This window comes from Parabacteroides sp. An277, from assembly GCF_002159645.1.
Lineage (GTDB): Bacteria > Bacteroidota > Bacteroidia > Bacteroidales > Tannerellaceae > Parabacteroides.
Map to the genome: position 1 here is coordinate 54,623 of NZ_NFJB01000005.1, position 19,544 is coordinate 74,166.

Consider the following 19,544-nt stretch of genomic DNA (forward strand, 5'->3'; position numbering starts at 1 on the left):
ATTTTATTTTTATAAAGAGTTATCAACAATTAAAAGCAGGTAGGCTTTCGCCCACCTGATATGAAATAAATAGCATATTATTCCAATGTAATGCTCAAACCGAGACCTCTCAATTCATGCAATAACACATTCAATGATTCAGGTATACCTGGTTGTGGCATCGGATCGCCTTTCACAATCGCTTCGTAAGCTTTCGAACGACCTACAACATCATCTGATTTAATCGTCAGAATTTCTTGCAAAACATGAGCGGCACCAAATGCTTCCAGTGCCCAAACCTCCATTTCTCCGAAACGCTGACCTCCAAATTGAGCTTTACCACCCAAAGGCTGTTGCGTAATCAACGAATACGGACCAATTGAACGTGCATGCATCTTATCATCAACCATGTGCCCCAATTTCAAGAAATAAGTGACACCTACCGTAGCAGGCTGATCAAAACGTTCACCTGTACCTCCATCATACAAATAAGTCTTTCCATAACGAGGAATTCCAGCCTTATCTGTCCAAGCGTTCAAATCATCCAACGAAGCGCCATCAAAAATCGGAGTAGCAAATTTTACATTCAAATTACGACCAGCCCAACCTAATACAGCTTCAAATATCTGTCCTAAATTCATACGAGAAGGCACACCCAACGGATTCAAACAAATATCTACGGGTGTTCCATCCTCCAAGAAAGGCATATCTTCCTGACGAACAATCTTTGAAACAATACCTTTATTACCGTGACGACCAGCCATCTTATCACCGACTTGAATCTTACGCTTTTTCGCAATATAAACTTTAGCCATCTGAACAATACCAGTTGGAAGCTCATCGCCTATTGTAAGATCGAACTTTTTACGTCTCAATTCGGCATCTAGTTCCTTATATTTCTTCAGATAATTCAATATTACTTGCCGGATTAATTCGTTCTTATCTTCATCAGCCGTCCACCCACTTACTTGAACTGTATTATAATCCAATTCTTCCAACGGCCGACGAGTAAACTTCGCCCCTTTGACGATAATTTCTGAATTCATATAATCTTTCACGCCTTGAGACACCTTGCCATTCGTTAAAGTTAGCAACTTATCAATTAGCAAGTTCTTCAAGTCCGCCATCTTTACCTCATATTCTTCGTCCAATTTCGGCAAAAGAGCTTTGTCTGTAGCCTTTGCTTTACGTTTTTTGACAGCCTTCGAGAATAATTTCGTATCAATTACCACACCTCGTAAAGAAGGAGTAGCCTTCAACGAAGCATCCTTAACATCACCAGCCTTATCTCCAAAAATTGCACGCAATAACTTTTCTTCTGGAGAAGGATCCGATTCGCCTTTAGGGGTAATCTTACCAATCAAAATATCACCTGGTTCAACTCGTGCACCAATACGGATAATACCTCTTTCGTCCAAATCTTTCGTAGCATCCTCACTTACATTTGGAATATCAGAGGTCAACTCCTCCATACCACGCTTGGTTTCGCGTACTTCCAAAATATATTCATCCACATGCACAGACGTAAAGAAATCTTCACGAACCATACGTTCATTCAACACAATGGCATCTTCGTAATTATAACCCTTCCATGGCATATAAGCAACTTTCACATTCTTTCCTAATGCCAACTCACCATTCTGAGTAGAATAACCTTCCGTCAAGATATCTCCAGCCTTTACACGTTGCCCTCTATGACAAATAGGACGCAAATCTACCGTAGTTGATTGATTTGTCTTACGCCATTTCGGGATATTATAGGTCTTAACCGCATCTTCAAAGCTAACAAACTCTTCATCTTCCGTGCGGTCATATTTAATCTTAATGCAAGTCGCATCTACAAAAACTATCTCACCCTCACGTTCTGCTATGATCTGAGTTCGTGAATCGCGTGCTACTTGAGCTTCAATTCCCGTACCTACAATAGGTGCATCTGTTCGTAACAAAGGAACCGCCTGGCGCATCATGTTTGATCCCATCAACGCACGATTTGCATCATCATGTTCCAAGAAAGGAATTAAAGAAGCTGCAATAGAAGCAATTTGCGTTGGAGAAACATCCATTAGATTCACCTCTTCTGGCGCAACTACAGGAAAATCGGCTTCTTGTCTTGCTTTTACTTTATCCCTAACAAAACGACCTTCATCATCCAAAGGAGCATTTCCCTGGGCAATAATCTTACTTTCTTCTTCTTCAGCAGTATAATACCGTAATCCTTCAGGAGATAAATCCACCTTCCCATTTTCTACAGAACGATAAGGAGTAGATATAAATCCTAAATCATTAATTTTAGCATATACACAAAGCGAAGAAATCAAACCAATATTTGGTCCTTCTGGTGTTTCAATCGGACATAAACGACCATAATGTGTATAATGCACATCGCGTACCTCAAAACCTGCACGGTCACGAGATAAACCTCCAGGACCTAAAGCTGATAGACGACGTTTATGTGTAATTTCAGCCAATGGATTGGTTTGATCCATAAACTGCGATAATGCATTCGTTCCAAAAAATGAATTCACCACAGAAGAGATCGTCTTTGCATTAATCAAATCGATCGGAGTGAAAACCTCATTATCGCGCACATTCATACGTTCACGTACCGTACGTGACATACGAGCCAAACCAATGCCAAATTGATTATACAATTGTTCACCAACAGTACGAACACGACGATTACTCAAATGATCGATATCATCTACTATTGCTTTAGAATTAATCAATTCTATCAAATACTTGATGATTTCAATTATATCTTCTTTCGTCAGAACCTTTATATCTTCACTAATAGAAAGATTTAATTTCTTATTAATTCGGTAACGTCCTACATCACCCAAGTCATAACGCTTATCAGAAAAGAACAAATTGGTAATGACTTCACGCGCACTAGCTTCATCTGCAGGTTCAGCGTTACGCAACTGACGATAAATATAAAGGACTGCTTCTTTTTCTGAATTACTCGGGTCTTTCTGCAACGTATTATAGATAATAGCATAATCAGATAGATTCTGATCTTCCCTATGCAACAAAATATTTTGAGCACCTGATTCCAGAATATCTTCAATATTACTATCATCCAAAACAGATTCACGATCAACAATAACATCGTTTCGTTCAATAGATACAACTTCCCCTGTATCTTCATCAGCAAAATCCTCCACCCATGTTTTCAATACACGAGCAGCCAATTTACGACCAATCATCTTCTTCAAATTAGCTTTCGTTACTTTAACTTCTTCCGCTAAATTGAAGATTTCAAGAATATCTTTATCGCTCTCAAAACCAATCGCTCTTAATAAAGTAGTTACAGGTAACTTCTTTTTGCGATCAATATAAGCATACATGACATTATTAATGTCCGTTGCAAATTCAATCCACGAACCCTTAAAAGGAATGATTCGTGCAGAATATAATTTTGTACCATTCGCATGAACACTTTGTCCAAAGAAAACACCTGGAGAGCGGTGCAACTGAGATACAACAACACGCTCTGCACCGTTAATCACGAATGTACCACGCTCTGTCATATAAGGAATAGGACCCAAATATACATCCTGTATGACAGTATCAAAATCTTCATGATCCGGATCCGTACAATATAGTTTTAACTTCGCTTTTAGCGGAACGCTATAAGTAAGTCCTCGTGAAATACATTCATCTATGCTATAACGAGGAGGATCTATATAGTAATCTAAAAACTCCAGCACAAAATTGTTTCGAGTATCTGCTATAGGGAAATTCTCAGCAAATACTTTATACAAACCCTCCTTCTTTCTCTTTTCAGGAGGTGTGTCGAGTTGAAGGAAGTCCCGAAAAGACTTCAATTGCACTTCGAGAAAATCCGGATATGGTAGAGAATTCTTTATCGAAGCAAAATTTACTCTTTGATTTACAGCTGTTGAAGACATCTAGTAAGGATTTTATTGAACTTATTAAAATTATAGACGCAAAAAGGTTAAGAATCCCCATCGCCGAAGATTCTTAACCAACTACCTGATTAACAGGTTACAAATTTATTACTTAAGCTCAACTTCTGCTCCAGCGTCTTCCAAAGCCTTCTTCAATGCTTCAGCATCTTCTTTAGAAATACCTTCTTTAACTTTGCTAGGAGCAGCATCTACCAAGTCCTTAGCTTCTTTCAAGCCCAGACCACAATGTTCCTTAACAGCTTTAACTACCTGCAATTTAGCAGCACCTGCTGATTTCAAAATTACATCGAAAGATGTCTTCTCTTCTACCGGAGCCGCAGCACCTGCTGCCGGACCTGCAACAGCCACAGCTGCAGCAGCTGGTTCAATACCATATTCTTCTTTCAGAATTGTTGCCAATTCACTAACTTCTTTTACGGTCAGGTTTACTAATTGTTCTGCAAAAGCTTTCAAATCTGCCATTTTTGTATGATTTAAATGATTATTTTTTACTTTATTAACTACTTAAATTATCTTTCTTCCAATGTCTTCAACAAGCCATGGATTGTTTGCCCGGATGATTGCAGAGCCGAAATAACATTCTTCGCTGGAGATTCCAACAAAGCAATAACATCTGCAATAAGTTCTTTCTTGCTCTTGATACTTACTAACACATCCAATGAAGTTGCATCGTAAAAACTTTCTTGTACATAAGCAGCTTTCAACTGAGGCTTACCTTCACCTTTCGTATCTTTCGTAAAATCTTTAATCAAACGGGCCGGAGCATTAGCCACCTGCGAAAACATCACAGCTGTACTCCCTTTCATCGAATCATGTAAAGGAGAGAAATCACCTTCTACATTCTCCAATGCTTTTTTCAGCAAACTATTTTTAACAACAACCAACTTAACGTCATTCTTGAAGCATTCACGTCTCAACCGAGAGGTTGTATCTGCATCAATAGCTTCAATATCCGTCAGGTAAAAATTAGGATACTCCTTCAATGTTGCAGTCAGTTGCTCTATTATAACACCTTTATCTTCCTTTCTCATTGTTCAATTGTTTTTAAAGTTCATCAACTGATTTCGGGTCTACCTTGATACCCGCACTCATAGTACTTGAAAGATAAATGCTCTTAATATACGTACCTTTAGCTGCTGACGGTTTCAATTTAATCAATGCAGAGATAAATTCTTTTGCGTTATCGCGAATTTGATCTGCATTAAAAGAAACCTTACCGATTGAAGTATGAACAATACCAGCCTTATCTACTTTGAAATCGATTTTACCCTGTTTTACTTCTTTTACAGCATTACCAATTTCATTCGTGACAGTACCGCTTTTAGGATTAGGCATCAAGCCACGTGGACCTAACACTCGTCCCAAAGCACCAATCTTACCCATGATGGAAGGCATCGTAATAATTACATCAACATCCGTCCAACCACTTTTAATCTTATTGATATATTCATCCAAACCGACATAGTCAGCTCCTGCTGCAGTAGCTTCTGCTTCCTTGTCTGGAGTACACAATGCAAGAACCCGAACCTGTTTACCAGTTCCATGAGGTAATGAAACAACACCTCTCACCATTTGATTGGCTTTACGGGGATCAACACCTAAACGAACATCTACATCTACAGAAGCATCAAACTTTGTGGTTGTAATTTCTTTAACCAACGCAGAAGCTTCCTTCAATGAATATGTCTTCCCAGCTTCAATCTTACCCAAAGCCAACTTTTGATTTTTTGTAAGTTTACTCATTTCAATTGAAGTTTTTAATTATTACCCGGGAATGTCCCTTTAACTGTGATACCCATACTTCTCGCTGTTCCAGCAACCATCCTCATGGCCGACTCAACAGTAAAGCAGTTCAAATCTTGTAACTTGTCTTCTGCAATCGTTTTTACCTGATCCCAAGAAATTTCTGCAATTTTCTTACGATTCGGCTCTGCAGAACCACTCTTTTGTTTCGTAGCTTCCAACAACTGAATAGCCACAGGAGGGGTTTTAACGACAAAGTCAAAAGACTTATCTGTATAGTAAGTAATTACTACCGGCAATACCTTACCTGCTTTGTCTTGGGTTTTGGCATTAAATTGCTTGCAAAACTCCATAATGTTAATACCCTTAGAACCCAATGCAGGTCCTACTGGGGGAGAAGGGTTTGCTGCTCCTCCTTTAATTTGCAATTTGATTTGTCCAGCAACTTCTTTAGCCATTTTTCTAAAATTTAATACAGTATAACACCTACAACTGAAAGATCCATACTTTTCGTAACCAGAGTACTTACTCTTTCTCCACCTGCATATAACCTAACTCAAGTGGGGTTTTACGTCCAAAAACTTTCACCATCACTTTGAGTTTCCGTTTCTCGGCATTTACCTCTTCGATGATTCCACTAAACCCATTAAATGGACCAAATGTGATTTTCACACTTTCTCCTACGAAATATTGGATATCAGCATCATCCGGCTGTTCTTGCATTTCATCAACCGTACCTAAAATACGACTTACTTCTGCAGGACGTAGCGGAACGGGGTTATCAGACCCTCCTAAAAATCCAATAATGTTAGGAATGTTCCTCAATCGATGAGCGACTTCTCCCACCAAAGCAGCTTCTACTAATACATAACCTGGCAAATAAGCACGTTCTTTCATTACTTTTTTCCCGTTACGCACCGTAAAAGTTTTTTCAGTCGGAATTAAAACTTGAGATACATATTCTCCTAAATCCGTATTCTTTATCTCAGCTTCCAAATACTCTTTCGCTTTATTCTCCTTTCCGCTAATAGCACGAAGAACATAGAATTTCTTTTGAACGTCAGACATTTTCAAAACTGATTAAAAGATTTTTTCGTAGAAGAAACGCATCACAGCTTCAAAGCCCATGTCAATAACAAAGATTACAACAGCTATGATAAGGGAAGCAAACATAACCACAACTGCACTATTCGCAAGCTCTGTTTTTGTTGGCCAAGAAACCTTATATACAAGTTCGTTATAAGATTCTTTTATATATTCAACTATTTTCTTCATCGAATCTGTTATTTTTTGCACGGAACGAGAGGCTCGAACTCCCGACACCTGGTTTTGGAGACCAGTGCTCTACCAACTGAGCTAGTTCCGTAGTTAAAATGAAGAATTAAGAATTACTTCTTTTCGGTATACCGATTCTTCATTCTTAACTCTTCATTCTTTACTATTATTAGTTTTCCAGTTCTGTAATCTGACCTGCACCTACCGTACGACCACCTTCGCGGATAGCGAAACGCAAACCTACGCTACATGCTACCGGATAGATCAATTCTACCTCGATTGTTACGTTATCACCTGGCATAACCATTTCAGTTCCTTCCGGCAACTTGATTTCACCCGTCACATCCAATGTACGGATATAGAACTGAGGACGGTAGTGGTTGTGGAACGGAGTGTGACGACCACCTTCTTCTTTCTTCAAGATATAAACCTCTGCTTTAAACTTAGAGTGAGGCTTAACCTGACCCGGGTGGCAGATTACCATACCACGCTTAACTTCGTTCTTATCGATACCACGGAGCAACAAACCTACGTTATCACCAGCTTCGCCCTGATCCAACAGTTTGCGGAACATTTCAACGCCTGTAACAACAGATTTCTTACCTTCAGCACCCAAACCGATAATCTGAACTTCATCACCTACTTTCACAACACCAGTTTCGATACGACCTGTTGCTACAGTACCACGACCTGTGATAGAGAACACGTCTTCAACCGGCATCAAGAAAGGCTTATCGATTTCACGCGGAGGCAACGGAATCCAAGTATCGCAAGCATCCATCAATTCCATTACTTTTTCTTCCCACTTCGGATCGCCATTCAACGCACCCAGCGCAGAACCACGGATGATAGGAGTATTGTCACCGTCGTAACCGTAGAACGAAAGCAATTCACGCATTTCCATTTCTACCAATTCCAACATTTCTTCATCGTCAACCATATCGCACTTGTTCAAGAAAACAACCAAACGCGGTACGTTCACCTGACGAGCCAACAAGATATGTTCACGAGTCTGAGGCATAGGACCATCAGTAGCAGCAACTACAATGATAGCACCATCCATCTGAGCAGCACCAGTTACCATGTTCTTTACATAGTCGGCGTGACCCGGACAGTCTACGTGAGCATAGTGACGGTTAGCCGTCTGATACTCTACGTGAGCAGTGTTGATAGTGATACCTCTTTCCTTTTCTTCAGGTGCATTATCGATAGAATCGAATGAACGCTGTTCTGAAAGACCTCTCTTTGCCAACACCGTTGTGATAGCGGCTGTCAAAGTTGTTTTACCGTGGTCAACGTGACCAATCGTACCAATGTTAACATGTGGTTTCGATCTGTCAAATTTCTCTTTTGCCATAACTTAATTGTCCTTTATTTGATTAATAATTTCATTCTTAAATATCCGAGCCTAAACCGAGACTTGAACTCGGGACCTCTTCCTTACCAAGGAAGTGCTCTACCGCTGAGCTATTTAGGCATTTTGAGCGGAAAACGGGACTCAAACCCGCGACCCCCAGCTTGGAAGGCTAGTGCTCTATCAACTGAGCTATTTCCGCAATACCTATATATAAATAGGTGGGCAGTGATGGATTCGAACCACCGAAGGCGTAAGCCAGCTGAGTTACAGTCAGCCCCATTTGGCCACTCTGGTAACTGCCCTTTCCAACATTTCTTTTGAGCCTCTTGTCGGATTCGAACCAACGACCCCGAGATTACAAATCACGTGCTCTGGCCAACTGAGCTAAAGAGGCATATCTTCAAAATAACAGCCGTTTCGGTACTCTCATCGAAACGGCTGCAAATTTAGGCATTATTTCTTACATACCAAATTTTTCTACCGTATTTTTTATTTGGTTCTGCTTTTTTCTTTGAATTTAACCAATTGTTTTTCCAAAGCTTCCACACTTTCGTCGATTGCCTCTTCAAAAGTGTCTTTTGTTTTCTCTGCAAAGCAATCCCCATTTTTCACTTTCACTAAGATAGCAGCATTCTTGTTCATTGCCGTTTCCGGTTTTACAACCTTCAGAGTCACTTCAGCCAATATGATGCCATCGTAGTATTGTTCCAACTTGGATACTTTCTTTTGAATAAAAGCTTCCAACTGCTTCGTCGCATCAAAATGAATCGCCTGAATTCTAATTTCCATAATAACCTCCTTCTTTTTTCGCCCGAGGGTGGGCATGATACACTTTTTTTAATTCCTCAAAGGATGTATGCGTATATACGCTCGTAGAAGCCAAACTACTGTGTCCTAATAAATCTTTCACCGCGTTCAACTCTGCGCCGTTGTTCAGCATACTTGTCGCAAACGAATGCCGCAACACGTGCGGGCTACGCTTGGCCAATGTAGGCACTTCCGACAATCTTCCTTTTACTACTCTATAAACAATATAGGAAGAAATTTGTTCACCATTGGGGCGAATAAAAAAATATTCCGAAGCGCCTACCTCTTGGTTGCGCACCTGTATGTATTGCCACATCAAGTCCTTCAATCTCTCGGCAAACGGTATCAATCGTTGCTTATTGCGCTTTCCTGTCACCTTGATTTGCATTCGTTCGAAATCCACATCCGCATCGCGAAGGTTAACCAATTCCGCCCGTCGCATTCCGGTATCGTAAAGCATTTCCACAATCAGATTGTCTCGTATGCTTATAAAATCCTTTTCCCCATTGCCTTCATGCGAGTCGAGCAGCATTTCCATGTCTTTGTCTTTTACGAAATAAGGCAAAGGCTTTTTGGCTTTCGGCCCCGTAATAAGGCGCATAGGGTCAGCAGAAATCCGTTTCTGCTTCATGAGATATTTAAAAAAAGACTTCAAAGAACTCAATTTCCGATTGACGGAAGTCTCCTTGTATCCCTTACCTTCTCTACCTCCTTTATTATCCATCAAGGAAATAATCCAGCGCCGGACCAAATCGGCATCCACATCTTCCGGAAAGGTTATGTTTTCGTCCAATTCCCGCAAATACAATATGAATTGCAACAAATCCTTCCGATAAGCCTCAACCGTCAGAAGCGAATAATTACGCTCATATTGCAAATAGCTTAGAAATTCATCGACCAGCATATTCGTTCACCAATCCTTTCTTGGGCACGAATATAGAAATTAGATTTTAAAGAACCAAATTTTTCGCACAGAATTATTCTTCCGCCTGATGCAATTGCTGTACGTAGATAGCGCGCATCATTTGCTTTCTCTTTGTTACAGACGGTTTTTCGAAAGCTTGACGGTTTCTCAATTCTTTTACGATACCAGTCTTTTCAAATTTTCTCTTAAACTTCTTCAGCGCCTTTTCAATGTTTTCGCCTTCTTTCAATGGAACTACGATCATACTTTTTTAATTTATTATTTTGTTTAATTACTACTTCCTTTAAAATGGGCACAAAATTAGAGATAGTTTCGCTACTTGCCAAACTTTCTGCCCATAAATATCATATTTTTCTTATTTTAATAGGTACAACGACCTCCTTTCTTGTCCTTCTTTCATTAAACATCTGATTAGTTCCTCTGTGCAACCCAAAGCCATACACCCCGAATCGCCGCGCAAAGGTACACTTTTTCTTTGTTTTTTGCAACACATCCTAACTTTTTGTGTATCAACACAAGGGTACGTGCCGAGATTTATGCCTATAATCGTTTCCATTTATAACGGGAATCGTTTTCGTTTATGCCTATATTTGCAAACGATTTCAACGAGAATCTGGAGAAAAATCCCTACTTTTGCCACCGGATACCTATACATATATTATATATACTATCATCAGATATGGAAAAGAAGACGACAGAAGAGGAAGTTATGGCTTATTTGCGACATGGAGAAATACAGGCAGCCGAGGGACATTTAAAAGAGGCGGAAGCGGACTTCAGGCTTGTATTGGAATTAAATCCGTTCCATACAAAAGCGCTTGGTTATATGGGCGATCTGTTCGCCTACCAAAAGAAATGGGACGAAGCTATCCAATTCTTCAGCGAAATGATTGAACAAACGCCCCTTTCCGCTAAAGCTTTCTCCGAACGAGGACGAGCCAAACATCTGAAAGGCGATGAAAAAGGCGCTTTCGAAGATTTGAAACGAGCCATCGAATTGAATCCTACAGGCGAGGAAGCACAACGTTTGGAGGGTATCCATCGTAATTTTGCAAGAAAATGAGTTTAACTTTTTGGTAGTTCCAAAAAAAGGACGTATCTTTGCAGCCCGAATAAACATGTGAATAAGAACAAGAATAATAATAAATAAGATAGAAAAATGAAAAGAACATTCCAACCATCCAATCGGAAAAGAAAGAACAAACACGGATTCCGTTCAAGAATGGCTACTCCTAATGGCCGTCGTGTATTAGCAGCTCGTCGAGCTAAAGGCAGAGCTAAATTGACCGTTTCTGACGAATACAACGGATAAAAAATATCCGTTTCGTAGCAAACTTGACAAAGAAGTAAAGGTTTTTTTGAGGAAAGCCTTTACTTTTTTTGTTTTTATGTCTATCTTTGAACCTTGTATCAAAAACAAAGAACCATGAGTAATCATTTCTTAAAAATAGGAAAGAATCCATTCGTCGTAAGCATTCTGCTTGTTATCCTCATTACGTGGGGGTTAATCTACGGAACATTGCTTTGGCTGGATAGCTATACGCGCCATAACCAAGCGGTAGTCATACCTGACGTAAAAGGATTGACTATCGAAAAGGCCGAACCGCTATTAGCCGAAAAGGGCATCCGATACAACATCATCGATTCGGTTTTCTCGAAAGATGTGCCACCGGGTGCCATCGTTGAATTAGTACCCGAACCCGGTTCGAAAGTAAAAGAAGGGCGAATCGTGTTTGTGACTATCAATGCAAAAACGTCTCAAATGGCCATTATGCCCGAAGTACAGGATTTGTCATTCCGGCAAGCTTATGCCTTGCTCCGCTCGTTGGGTTTCACTTCGGTAGAAGTAAAATACATACCGGCGGAATATACTAATCTGGCCATTGGAGTGGAAATGAATGAACGCCCCGTCGAACAAGGGCAACATGTTCCCCTCAACGCACCATTGGTGCTTATTGTAGGGAGCCAAGAGATGGAGCAAGATTCATTGGCCTTGGATAGCTTGAACAATCTTCCCATAGAGAGTTTAGATAGTGAAGTAGAAAATTGGTTTTGAGATGGCAGACTTCATAGACGAAATAGAAGAGATTGAAAAGGAGCAAGCAAACGACTTTTTGCTGGAAGACGATGACGAATGTGCGTCTATCATCACTTCGCCCGAAGTCTCTCCCGGATTATACGAGCATTTCAAGATTATAGCAGACAAAGGGCAATCGCTCTTACGTGTCGACAAATTCTTGGTGGCACGCTTGGTGGGGGCTACCCGCAACCGTATCCAGCAAGCCGCTGAAGCAGGATGTATTTGGGTGAATGGACAAGCCGTAAAGAGCAATTACCGGGTAAAACCGGCAGACGTAGTGCAAATCGTCATGGACCGCCCTCGACGCGAGACAGAAATCATTCCTCAAGATATTCCATTAAATATTGTATATGAAGATGCCGACCTTATGGTAATCAACAAACCGGCTGGTATGGTTGTACATCCAGGACATGGAAACTATTCCGGTACGTTACTGAATGCTATCGCTTATTATTTGCGAGATGACCAGCATTTCGACGCATCTGATCCCCGCCTCGGTTTAGTACATCGTATCGATAAAGATACTTCCGGCCTACTGGTGATTGCAAAAACCCCAGAAGCTAAAAGCCATTTGGGACTTCAATTCTACCACCATACGACGAAACGGCATTACCGCGCCGTCGTATGGGGACAATTTCAAGAAAAAGAGGGACGAATCGAAGGGAATATTGCCCGAAGTATGAAAGACCGCCTTCAGATGACGGTCTATCCGGACGGAAGCCAAGGCAAACATGCTGTCACCCATTATCAGGTATTGGAAAAGTTAGGCTATGTGACATTGGTGGAATGCCGTTTGGAAACCGGACGCACGCATCAAATTCGTGTGCACATGAAATATATTGGCCATACGCTATTCAACGACGAACGTTATGGTGGACATGAGATTCTGAAGGGGACTACGTCCTCAAAATATAAACAATTTGTACAAAACTGCTTTGCTATTTGTCCTCGTCAAGCTCTGCATGCCAAGACATTAGGATTCGTCCATCCGTCTACAGGGGAAGAGATGTTTTTCGACTCCGAATTGCCCGAAGACATGCAACACCTCATCGACAAATGGCGCATCTATTCAACTTCTAAAGATATTGAATTATGAATACGAAAAAGAACATTGCGATTGTAGCTGGTGGAGATTCTTCCGAAATTGTTATTTCACTCAAAAGTGCAGAAGGAATCTACTCTTTCATAGATAAAGACAAATACAATTTATATATTGCCATTGTAAAACATGACCAATGGGCGGTAAAACTCCCCAATGGCGATTACACTCCTATCGATAAGAATGATTTCAGTTTCGAAATAAACGGGCGGAAAGTTAAGTTTGATTTTGCTTATATTACCATTCATGGGACACCAGGCGAAGATGGACGCCTACAGGCTTATTTCGATTTAATTGGGTTGCCCTATTCTTCTTGTGGGATGCTGGTAAGTGCGCTTACTTTTAACAAATATGTATGCAATCAATACCTCAGCCATTTCGGCGTGCGCATTGCAAAATCAATTCGGATACGGAAAGGCGAAAGTGTTTCAGCCGAAGAGGTGGAAACACGTTTGGGCTGGCCTGTATTTGTCAAACCGGACGACGGAGGCAGTAGCTTTGGCATTTCGAAGGTGAAAGAGGCATCCCAGCTCCAACCCGCTATCGACAAAGCTTTTGCGGAGGGAGGAGAAGTCATTATCGAAAGTTTTATCGAAGGAACGGAGATTAGCTGCGGTTGTTACAAGGTAAAAGGGAAAGAGGTCGTTTTGCCTATCACGGAAGTAGTGACGAGCAACGAGTTCTTCGACTTCGACGCGAAATACAACGGACAGGTGCAGGAAATTACACCCGCTCGCCTCTCACCCGAATTGACTGAACGCGTGCAACGGGAGATTTCCCGTATCTACGACATCCTTGGTGCCAAGGGGCTGATTCGCGTGGATTACATCATCCCGTCGGACGGGATCCCTTGCCTCTTGGAAATCAACACGACGCCAGGCATGACAGCTACCAGCTTCATCCCGCAGCAGGTACGCGCTGCCGGATTAAACATAACGGATGTAATGAATGACATTATTGAAAACGAGATAAACTAAATAGATATGGCACAAGATACTGTTTCTTCTAATTTTGAGGATATTCGTCCGCTGAACCCGAACGAGGTCCATGCTGCTATCGAAGAATTGCTAACCTCCGACGAGTTTAAAAAAGCCATCCTCTATGTAAAGCCGGATTTGGATTGGAACCTATTCGCGGCTGCTATGCGGGCTTGCAAGACGAAAGAAGAGTTTAAGACTACATTTGGATATGACGCTGTCATGACCGTAGCAAAGAAAACTACCTTCTCGCTTACGGTGTCGGGACGGAGCCGCCTTCCTCAAGGCAAACCGGCCTGCACGTTCATCTCCAATCATCGGGACATCGTCCTCGATGCATCGTTCCTGAACGTGATCCTGTACGACGTGGGATATGGATTGACCCAAATCGCCATCGGCGATAATCTTCTCATCCATCCATGGATTGAGACGTTCGTACGGCTCAGCAATTGTTTTATCGTCAAACGCGGCGTGTCTGTCCGGCAAATGCTGGAAGCTAGCAACCAGCTTTCAGCTTACATCAACCACACGATCCAAGAAACACACGAGTCTATCTGGATTGCCCAACGCGAAGGACGCGCGAAGGATTCGAACGACCGCACGCAGCCCAGCGTCCTCAAGATGCTCAACATGGCGGGCGAAAAGGACATCATCAGCAATCTCTCGGCACTGAACATCGTCCCGATTTCTATTTCCTACGAATACGACCCTTGCGATTATTTGAAAGCGCAAGAGTTCCAATTGAAGCGCGATAACCCGGCTTACCAGAAAACACAGCACGACGACCTCCTCAATATGGAAACGGGTATCTTGGGAAACAAAGGACGCGTCCATTTCACTATCGGTAATCTCATCAACGACCAGCTCCAAGCACTCGACCCCTCGATGGACAAGAATGCCCTCTTCGCAGCTGTGGCCTCTATCATCGACCGCGAGATATACACCCATTATCGTTTTTATCCTTGCAATTACGTGGCTTACGACTTGCTCAGCGGCACCCGCTGCTTCTCCAGCCACTACGGGGCGAAAGACAAGAAAGACTTCGAAACTTACCTGCAAGGGCAGTTGGACAAAATTCAGATTCCAAACAAAGACGAGGCCTTCCTTCGCCATAAAATCTTGGAAATGTATACCAATCCGCTAAAAAACCATTTGGCGTTGCAGGACTAAATAAATAACCTAACAAGCGCGAAGCCATTGGGAATCACCCGGCTTCGCGCTTGTTCTATATCCATCCCACACCACAAAGTTCGCCTCACCGCGCCACACACGTCTCATCGCCAATCCAACCAGACAATACCCGTCTTCCATCCTCCTGCTCTTTTAACGGTTATTCAAAAACAAAATCACGTGGTGAAAACGGTACAATCACCTGCCCGGATGTTCAGGCAGCACTTTGTACCGGTACAATCACCCGCCTGGAAGTCCAGGCAGCACGTCGTACCGGTACAATCACCCGCCCGGAAGTCCAGGCAGCACTTTGTACCAGTACAATCACCCGCCCGGATGTTCAGGCAGCACTTTGTACCGGTACAATCATCCGCCCGAAGGTTCAGGCAGCACTTTGTACCGGTACAATCACCCGCCCGGATGTTCAGGCAGCACTTTGTACCTCAAATCTGGCTTGTCTGGAAGTCCGGGCGGACAATTGAACCCATCGTAATCCTAAATTTGAAATTAAAGTAGGGGAAACACGCGGAAAGATGCAGAAAAGAAACATAGTACAGGCTCACCATAGTACACAAAAAAGCGACTTCCGACGCTTCGGAAATCGCCTTCATTAACATAAAATACACAAAAATGATAGCTTATGAACAACGAATCGTACGACCCAGGCGCAAGATAGTAGTACGCGTGATACCGTTCAGTTCGCACAAGCGAGCCACGGTCGTACCATACTTCTGTGCAATAGCGCCCAGCGTATCGCCCGATTGAATCTTATGATAAATAGGCTGGCCTTCCGACTCGGTCGTGAGCGCAGCTACTGGTTCCGTCTGCGCCTCCACCTGCGTTTCTATCTTCGGCCGCCGCGTGGTGTAATTCTCGCCTGCTGTGCAACGAAGCACACGTCCGATGCGCAAAGTCGTCGTCGGACGGATGCCATTCAGCCGACAAAGTTCGCCGATGGTCGTCCCATACATGCGGGCAATCTTACCGAGCGTATCACCCGATTTAATACGGTGATAAACCAACTGGTCGCCCGAGGTATAAATATTACTTTTACGCCCATTGATTTTGACATTGCGGAAGACGTAAGTATCTTGAATAGGCACGCCGTTCTCGAAATCGATGATAAGAGCCGGGTTGATAGGTTGCCCGAGGAAACGCGTTTCGAAATGGAGATGTGAACCGGTTGAACGCCCCGTATTTCCCCCCAAACCGATGGGATCGCCCGCGTGCACAATATCATTTACTTTTACCAATTGTTTAGAAAGATGACCGTAGATGGTTTCCAATCCGTTCGGATGGCGAATGACGAGGTAATAACCATACCCCCGGCGCTCGTAGTTACGGATACGCACTTTCCCGTCGAAAGCAGCACGGATAGTATCACCTTTATAGACTTTCAAGTCGATGCCCTTGTGCATCCGGCGGCGACGCGGGCCATATTTCGAAGTAACTCGAATCATCGTATCGATAGGAAAAACAAAAGAGGAACAATCTATCAGGCAAGAATCTGGGAATTCCACTTTTTCTTCACCTCGGAAAGGGTCAACCCAACGGGTGTTCCAATTCGAGCCATAGAGCTCATCGGCGGGAAACATTAGGTTTTCACGAGCCACTTCATCGGCGAGTTTAGCTTCGGCAAGTTTCTCAAGGGCGATGTCCTTTTTAAATCCGACACGTTCCGCCATGAGTTCCGATACTTGGCGTTCCATTACATTGTTGGCTTCTTCTACAGAGACGGGAGACGTTTTTCCCTTTTCAGGTTCTGCGGCTTCCATCCCTGGGAGCATCAGCAAGCCCAAACAGGCAGATAATATTGCTTTAATTGTCATCTTTCAAAATCCTTCAAACTTATAGACCGTTATTAAAACTTCGTACTTAATTGTTTTTCAACTAAGAACTGTTCAAAGTTCGATATTTTGGTTTTTACCTCAAAATAATTCGAGAGAAAAAATTCGTACGAGTTTTAATGAATTTTAAATGCGCTTGCTAAACAAAAGAGCAATAATGATTTACGGAAAATATGTTTTACAACATATTTAGCTAATTAAGCGCCAATTTAGCTTGCCCGAGAAGAGCTGGCGGAGCCTTTCGTTCAATAACCGATAGGTTTCGCTCATTAATTGCGGGTCTTCGTTCAATATCTCGAAAGCTACCGAACGAGCGTATTGGAGGATTTGGCCATCTGTCGCAAGATTGGCTATTTTGAGGTCCAAGCCTTCACCACTTTGCCGGGTTCCTTCGATATCACCCTGCCCCCGAAGACGGAGGTCGGCCTCTGCAATTTCAAATCCGTTGTTGCTCTGAACCATTATCTCCAAACGTTTGCGCGTCTCGTGGCTGAGTTTGTAAGAAGAGACAAGAATACAATAAGATTGTTCGGCACCGCGCCCTACTCGCCCCCGGAGCTGATGAAGTTGAGAAAGTCCAAATCGCTCGGCACTCTCGATGACCATCACAGAGGCATTCGGGACATTCACACCAACCTCAATTACTGTAGTAGCCAAGAGAATCTGCGCTTCACCCGTGATAAAACGTTGCATCTCCCGCTCCTTGTCGGCTGATTTCAACCGCCCGTGCACCATACAGACCGTATACTCTTGGAATTCCTCTTTAAATACCTCAAACCCCTCTTCGAGACTCTTGTAATCAAGTTTTTCGTTACCTTCAATGAGAGGATAAACTACATACACTTGACGTCCTTTCTCGATTTCCTTCCGCAAGAAATCAAAGAGCTCTTTACGCTTGGTATCGTAACGATGGAGCGTGACAATTGGCTTACGTCCCGGCGGAAGTTCATCGATGACCGAAACATCCAAATCACCATACAGCGTCATGGCAAGGGTACGGGGAATAGGAGTTGCCGTCATAACCAACACATGGGGCACCGTCTGCGTATTCTTCCGCCAAAGTCTGGCCCGCTGCTCCACGCCAAAGCGATGCTGCTCGTCGATAATAGCCAATCCTAAAGAAGAAAAAACTACCGTATCCTCTATCAAAGCATGGGTTCCTATCACAATCTGAACCTCTCCATGGGCTATGGCTGGAAGCATCTTATCTCGCTCGCGCTTCTTGGTAGATCCCGTCAACAACGCTACCTTTATATCCATATCTTGGAGAAAAGACTTCACCGTAGCATAATGTTGGGCTGCCAATATCTCTGTAGGCGCCATCATACAAGCTTGGCACCCATTATCAAGGGCAAGTAGCATGGCCAACAAACCCACCAGCGTTTTTCCGCTTCCGACATCTCCTTGCAGCAAACGGTTCATCTGTCGACCGCTACCCATATCGGCACGAATCTCTTTTATCACCCGTTTTTGTGCGTTCGTTAACTCGAACGGCAAGTAATCTTTATAAAATGTATTAAAATAAGTACCGACACGAGGAAAAGGAATTCCCCGCAAATGCAATTTCCGATCTTGCGCCGTCTGGAGAATGTGGAGTTGGATAAAAAACAACTCATCGAATTTCAACCTCACTTGCGCCTCGCGCAACTTTTGGACCGATTCTGGAAAATGGATATGCCGCATAGCTTCCGATAGAGGCATAAGGTGCGTTTTGGTCAATACCGCTTCAGGCAATATTTCAGGAATACGCCAATTCAAATTGCTGAGCAAAGTATATTGCAGATTCTGCAATGCACGCGAATTAAGAAATGCTTTCTTCATCCGCTCAGTCGTATTGTAATAAGGAGTTAATCCATTGGCCACCTGCTCCGCCTGTTCAATAGGATCTATGTCTGGATGTACTATATTATATGTATGTCCAAATTCAGTAGGCCGTCCAAAGACTATATATTCTGTATCTGTCTTAATCTTTTGGGTCACATAAGCCAAACCCTTAAACCACACGAGGTCTATCGTCCCTGTACCATCAGTAAATTTTCCAATTAACCGTTTCGTACGTCCTTCCCCTATTTGGTCGAAAAGTACAATCTTACCCTTTAGTTGGATAAAAGGCATATTACCCGTCACCTCATTCACACGATAGAACCGACTCCGGTCGATATATTTATAAGGAAAATAATAAAGCAAATCCTCGTAGGAGGAAACACCTATCTCTTGCTTTAGTACCTCCGCTCGCCGTGGTCCTACGCCAGGCAAATAAGTTATCGCTCGTTTATTTAAGTCCAGTTGCATACGTGGCACTTGTACCCCCGTTGGGAGTATCAGATATAAAATAAGACAAAATACAGTAAAA

20 protein-coding genes and 5 tRNA genes are annotated in these 19,544 nt (G+C 42.6%); 6 read left to right on the top strand and 19 right to left on the bottom strand.

All coding sequences use genetic code 11. The features are described 5' to 3' along the window. Positions 1 to 77 precede the first annotated feature (77 nt). From rpoB to rpsU, 16 genes are all read right to left on the bottom strand, one after another. On the bottom strand, positions 78 to 3,890 hold the full coding sequence (rpoB, locus tag B5F77_RS03130; protein WP_087327512.1) for a DNA-directed RNA polymerase subunit beta: 3,813 nt from the start codon (positions 3,888 to 3,890) through the stop codon (positions 78 to 80). Between the two features lie 108 nt (positions 3,891 to 3,998). Beyond that, entirely contained in the window at positions 3,999 to 4,373 is a 375-nt protein-coding gene (gene rplL, locus B5F77_RS03135) for a 50S ribosomal protein L7/L12 (RefSeq protein ID WP_087327515.1), read from the bottom strand. 47 nt (positions 4,374 to 4,420) lie between these two features. Further along, a complete protein-coding gene (rplJ, locus tag B5F77_RS03140) occupies positions 4,421 to 4,942 on the bottom strand; it encodes a 50S ribosomal protein L10 (protein WP_087327518.1) in 522 nt (173 codons plus the stop codon). A gap of 13 nt (positions 4,943 to 4,955) precedes the next feature. Continuing rightward, on the bottom strand, positions 4,956 to 5,654 hold the full coding sequence (gene rplA / locus B5F77_RS03145) for a 50S ribosomal protein L1 (RefSeq protein ID WP_087327521.1): 699 nt from the start codon (positions 5,652 to 5,654) through the stop codon (positions 4,956 to 4,958). Between the two features lie 14 nt (positions 5,655 to 5,668). Beyond that, complete coding sequence (gene rplK, locus B5F77_RS03150) at positions 5,669 to 6,112, bottom strand: 50S ribosomal protein L11 (RefSeq protein WP_087327523.1); 444 nt, start codon at positions 6,110 to 6,112, stop codon at positions 5,669 to 5,671. Between the two features lie 67 nt (positions 6,113 to 6,179). Further along, entirely contained in the window at positions 6,180 to 6,722 is a 543-nt protein-coding gene (gene nusG, locus B5F77_RS03155; protein WP_087327525.1) for a transcription termination/antitermination protein NusG, read from the bottom strand. 12 nt (positions 6,723 to 6,734) lie between these two features. Then, complete coding sequence (secE, locus tag B5F77_RS03160; protein ID WP_087327528.1) at positions 6,735 to 6,929, bottom strand: preprotein translocase subunit SecE; 195 nt, start codon at positions 6,927 to 6,929, stop codon at positions 6,735 to 6,737. An 18-nt stretch (positions 6,930 to 6,947) separates the two neighbouring features. Next, a tRNA-Trp gene (locus tag B5F77_RS03165) sits at positions 6,948 to 7,020 on the bottom strand. A 78-nt stretch (positions 7,021 to 7,098) separates the two neighbouring features. Beyond that, positions 7,099 to 8,286, bottom strand: coding sequence for an elongation factor Tu (gene tuf, locus B5F77_RS03170; RefSeq protein WP_087327531.1), 1,188 nt, complete (start codon positions 8,284 to 8,286; stop codon positions 7,099 to 7,101). A 48-nt stretch (positions 8,287 to 8,334) separates the two neighbouring features. Beyond that, a tRNA-Thr gene (locus B5F77_RS03175) sits at positions 8,335 to 8,406 on the bottom strand. Between the two features lie 6 nt (positions 8,407 to 8,412). Beyond that, positions 8,413 to 8,485: transfer RNA gene (locus tag B5F77_RS03180), tRNA-Gly, on the bottom strand. 20 nt (positions 8,486 to 8,505) lie between these two features. Continuing rightward, positions 8,506 to 8,588 (bottom strand) — tRNA-Tyr (locus B5F77_RS03185). A gap of 18 nt (positions 8,589 to 8,606) precedes the next feature. Beyond that, positions 8,607 to 8,680 (bottom strand) — tRNA-Thr (locus B5F77_RS03190). Between the two features lie 95 nt (positions 8,681 to 8,775). Next, positions 8,776 to 9,075 carry a ribosome-associated translation inhibitor RaiA gene (raiA, locus tag B5F77_RS03195; protein WP_087327532.1) on the bottom strand — a complete coding sequence of 100 codons (300 nt, stop codon included), beginning with the start codon at positions 9,073 to 9,075 and terminating at the stop codon, positions 8,776 to 8,778. Then, a complete protein-coding gene (locus B5F77_RS03200) occupies positions 9,065 to 9,997 on the bottom strand; it encodes a tyrosine-type recombinase/integrase (protein WP_087327535.1) in 933 nt (310 codons plus the stop codon). The genes raiA and B5F77_RS03200 overlap by 11 nt, the downstream gene beginning before the upstream one ends. A gap of 73 nt (positions 9,998 to 10,070) precedes the next feature. After that, complete coding sequence (rpsU, locus tag B5F77_RS03205) at positions 10,071 to 10,262, bottom strand: 30S ribosomal protein S21 (protein WP_087327538.1); 192 nt, start codon at positions 10,260 to 10,262, stop codon at positions 10,071 to 10,073. Between the two features lie 435 nt (positions 10,263 to 10,697). On the opposite strand from rpsU, the gene B5F77_RS03210 reads away from it, so the two are divergent. The 6 genes from B5F77_RS03210 (at position 10,698) to B5F77_RS03235 (ending at position 15,344) form a co-directional block, all read left to right on the top strand. Then, entirely contained in the window at positions 10,698 to 11,081 is a 384-nt protein-coding gene (locus B5F77_RS03210; RefSeq protein WP_087327544.1) for a tetratricopeptide repeat protein, read from the top strand. A gap of 96 nt (positions 11,082 to 11,177) precedes the next feature. Further along, positions 11,178 to 11,330, top strand: a complete 153-nt coding sequence (gene rpmH, locus B5F77_RS03215) for a 50S ribosomal protein L34 (RefSeq protein ID WP_087327547.1) — start codon at positions 11,178 to 11,180, stop codon at positions 11,328 to 11,330. Positions 11,331 to 11,444: 114 nt separating this feature from the next. Next, positions 11,445 to 12,074 (top strand): PASTA domain-containing protein, encoded by a 630-nt coding sequence (locus B5F77_RS03220; RefSeq protein WP_087327551.1) that lies wholly within the window; start codon positions 11,445 to 11,447, stop codon positions 12,072 to 12,074. Between the two features lies 1 nt (position 12,075). Next, positions 12,076 to 13,194, top strand: a complete 1,119-nt coding sequence (locus tag B5F77_RS03225) for an RluA family pseudouridine synthase (protein WP_087327554.1) — start codon at positions 12,076 to 12,078, stop codon at positions 13,192 to 13,194. Beyond that, positions 13,191 to 14,174 carry a D-alanine--D-alanine ligase gene (locus tag B5F77_RS03230; protein WP_087327557.1) on the top strand — a complete coding sequence of 328 codons (984 nt, stop codon included), beginning with the start codon at positions 13,191 to 13,193 and terminating at the stop codon, positions 14,172 to 14,174. Before B5F77_RS03225 ends, B5F77_RS03230 begins: the two co-directional genes overlap by 4 nt. 6 nt (positions 14,175 to 14,180) lie before the next feature. Then, positions 14,181 to 15,344: a 1-acyl-sn-glycerol-3-phosphate acyltransferase gene (locus B5F77_RS03235; RefSeq protein ID WP_087327560.1), complete on the top strand. Its 1,164-nt coding sequence runs from the start codon at positions 14,181 to 14,183 to the stop codon at positions 15,342 to 15,344. Between the two features lie 9 nt (positions 15,345 to 15,353). Here B5F77_RS03235 and B5F77_RS16080 read toward each other — a convergent pair whose 3' ends face one another. The 3 genes from B5F77_RS16080 to recG form a co-directional block, all read right to left on the bottom strand. Then, complete coding sequence (locus tag B5F77_RS16080) at positions 15,354 to 15,485, bottom strand: hypothetical protein (RefSeq protein WP_255377023.1); 132 nt, start codon at positions 15,483 to 15,485, stop codon at positions 15,354 to 15,356. Between the two features lie 497 nt (positions 15,486 to 15,982). Then, entirely contained in the window at positions 15,983 to 17,119 is a 1,137-nt protein-coding gene (locus B5F77_RS03240) for a M23 family metallopeptidase (protein ID WP_239445719.1), read from the bottom strand. 261 nt (positions 17,120 to 17,380) lie between these two features. Continuing rightward, positions 17,381 to 19,483, bottom strand: a complete 2,103-nt coding sequence (gene recG, locus B5F77_RS03245; protein WP_087327565.1) for an ATP-dependent DNA helicase RecG — start codon at positions 19,481 to 19,483, stop codon at positions 17,381 to 17,383. Positions 19,484 to 19,544 lie beyond the last annotated feature (61 nt).

Bases quoted from the DNA above. Each gene is read 5' to 3' on its own strand.
- B5F77_RS03220 (WP_087327551.1), top strand. From the start codon at position 11,445: ATGAGTAATCATTTCTTAAAAATAGGAAAGAATCCATTCGTCGTAAGC.
- rplK (WP_087327523.1), bottom strand. From the start codon at position 6,112: ATGGCTAAAGAAGTTGCTGGACAAATCAAATTGCAAATTAAAGGAGGA.
- B5F77_RS03235 (WP_087327560.1), top strand. From the start codon at position 14,181: ATGGCACAAGATACTGTTTCTTCTAATTTTGAGGATATTCGTCCGCTG.
- rpoB (WP_087327512.1), bottom strand. From the start codon at position 3,890: ATGTCTTCAACAGCTGTAAATCAAAGAGTAAATTTTGCTTCGATAAAG.
- rplA (WP_087327521.1), bottom strand. From the start codon at position 5,654: ATGAGTAAACTTACAAAAAATCAAAAGTTGGCTTTGGGTAAGATTGAA.
- rpsU (WP_087327538.1), bottom strand. From the start codon at position 10,262: ATGATCGTAGTTCCATTGAAAGAAGGCGAAAACATTGAAAAGGCGCTG.
- secE (WP_087327528.1), bottom strand. From the start codon at position 6,929: ATGAAGAAAATAGTTGAATATATAAAAGAATCTTATAACGAACTTGTA.
- rplJ (WP_087327518.1), bottom strand. From the start codon at position 4,942: ATGAGAAAGGAAGATAAAGGTGTTATAATAGAGCAACTGACTGCAACA.
- B5F77_RS03225 (WP_087327554.1), top strand. From the start codon at position 12,076: ATGGCAGACTTCATAGACGAAATAGAAGAGATTGAAAAGGAGCAAGCA.
- raiA (WP_087327532.1), bottom strand. From the start codon at position 9,075: ATGGAAATTAGAATTCAGGCGATTCATTTTGATGCGACGAAGCAGTTG.
- B5F77_RS16080 (WP_255377023.1), bottom strand. From the start codon at position 15,485: ATGGAAGACGGGTATTGTCTGGTTGGATTGGCGATGAGACGTGTGTGG.
- tuf (WP_087327531.1), bottom strand. From the start codon at position 8,286: ATGGCAAAAGAGAAATTTGACAGATCGAAACCACATGTTAACATTGGT.
- rpmH (WP_087327547.1), top strand. From the start codon at position 11,178: ATGAAAAGAACATTCCAACCATCCAATCGGAAAAGAAAGAACAAACAC.
- rplL (WP_087327515.1), bottom strand. From the start codon at position 4,373: ATGGCAGATTTGAAAGCTTTTGCAGAACAATTAGTAAACCTGACCGTA.
- nusG (WP_087327525.1), bottom strand. From the start codon at position 6,722: ATGTCTGACGTTCAAAAGAAATTCTATGTTCTTCGTGCTATTAGCGGA.
- B5F77_RS03200 (WP_087327535.1), bottom strand. From the start codon at position 9,997: ATGCTGGTCGATGAATTTCTAAGCTATTTGCAATATGAGCGTAATTAT.
- B5F77_RS03210 (WP_087327544.1), top strand. From the start codon at position 10,698: ATGGAAAAGAAGACGACAGAAGAGGAAGTTATGGCTTATTTGCGACAT.
- B5F77_RS03240 (WP_239445719.1), bottom strand. From the start codon at position 17,119: ATGGAAGCCGCAGAACCTGAAAAGGGAAAAACGTCTCCCGTCTCTGTA.
- B5F77_RS03230 (WP_087327557.1), top strand. From the start codon at position 13,191: ATGAATACGAAAAAGAACATTGCGATTGTAGCTGGTGGAGATTCTTCC.
- recG (WP_087327565.1), bottom strand. From the start codon at position 19,483: ATGCAACTGGACTTAAATAAACGAGCGATAACTTATTTGCCTGGCGTA.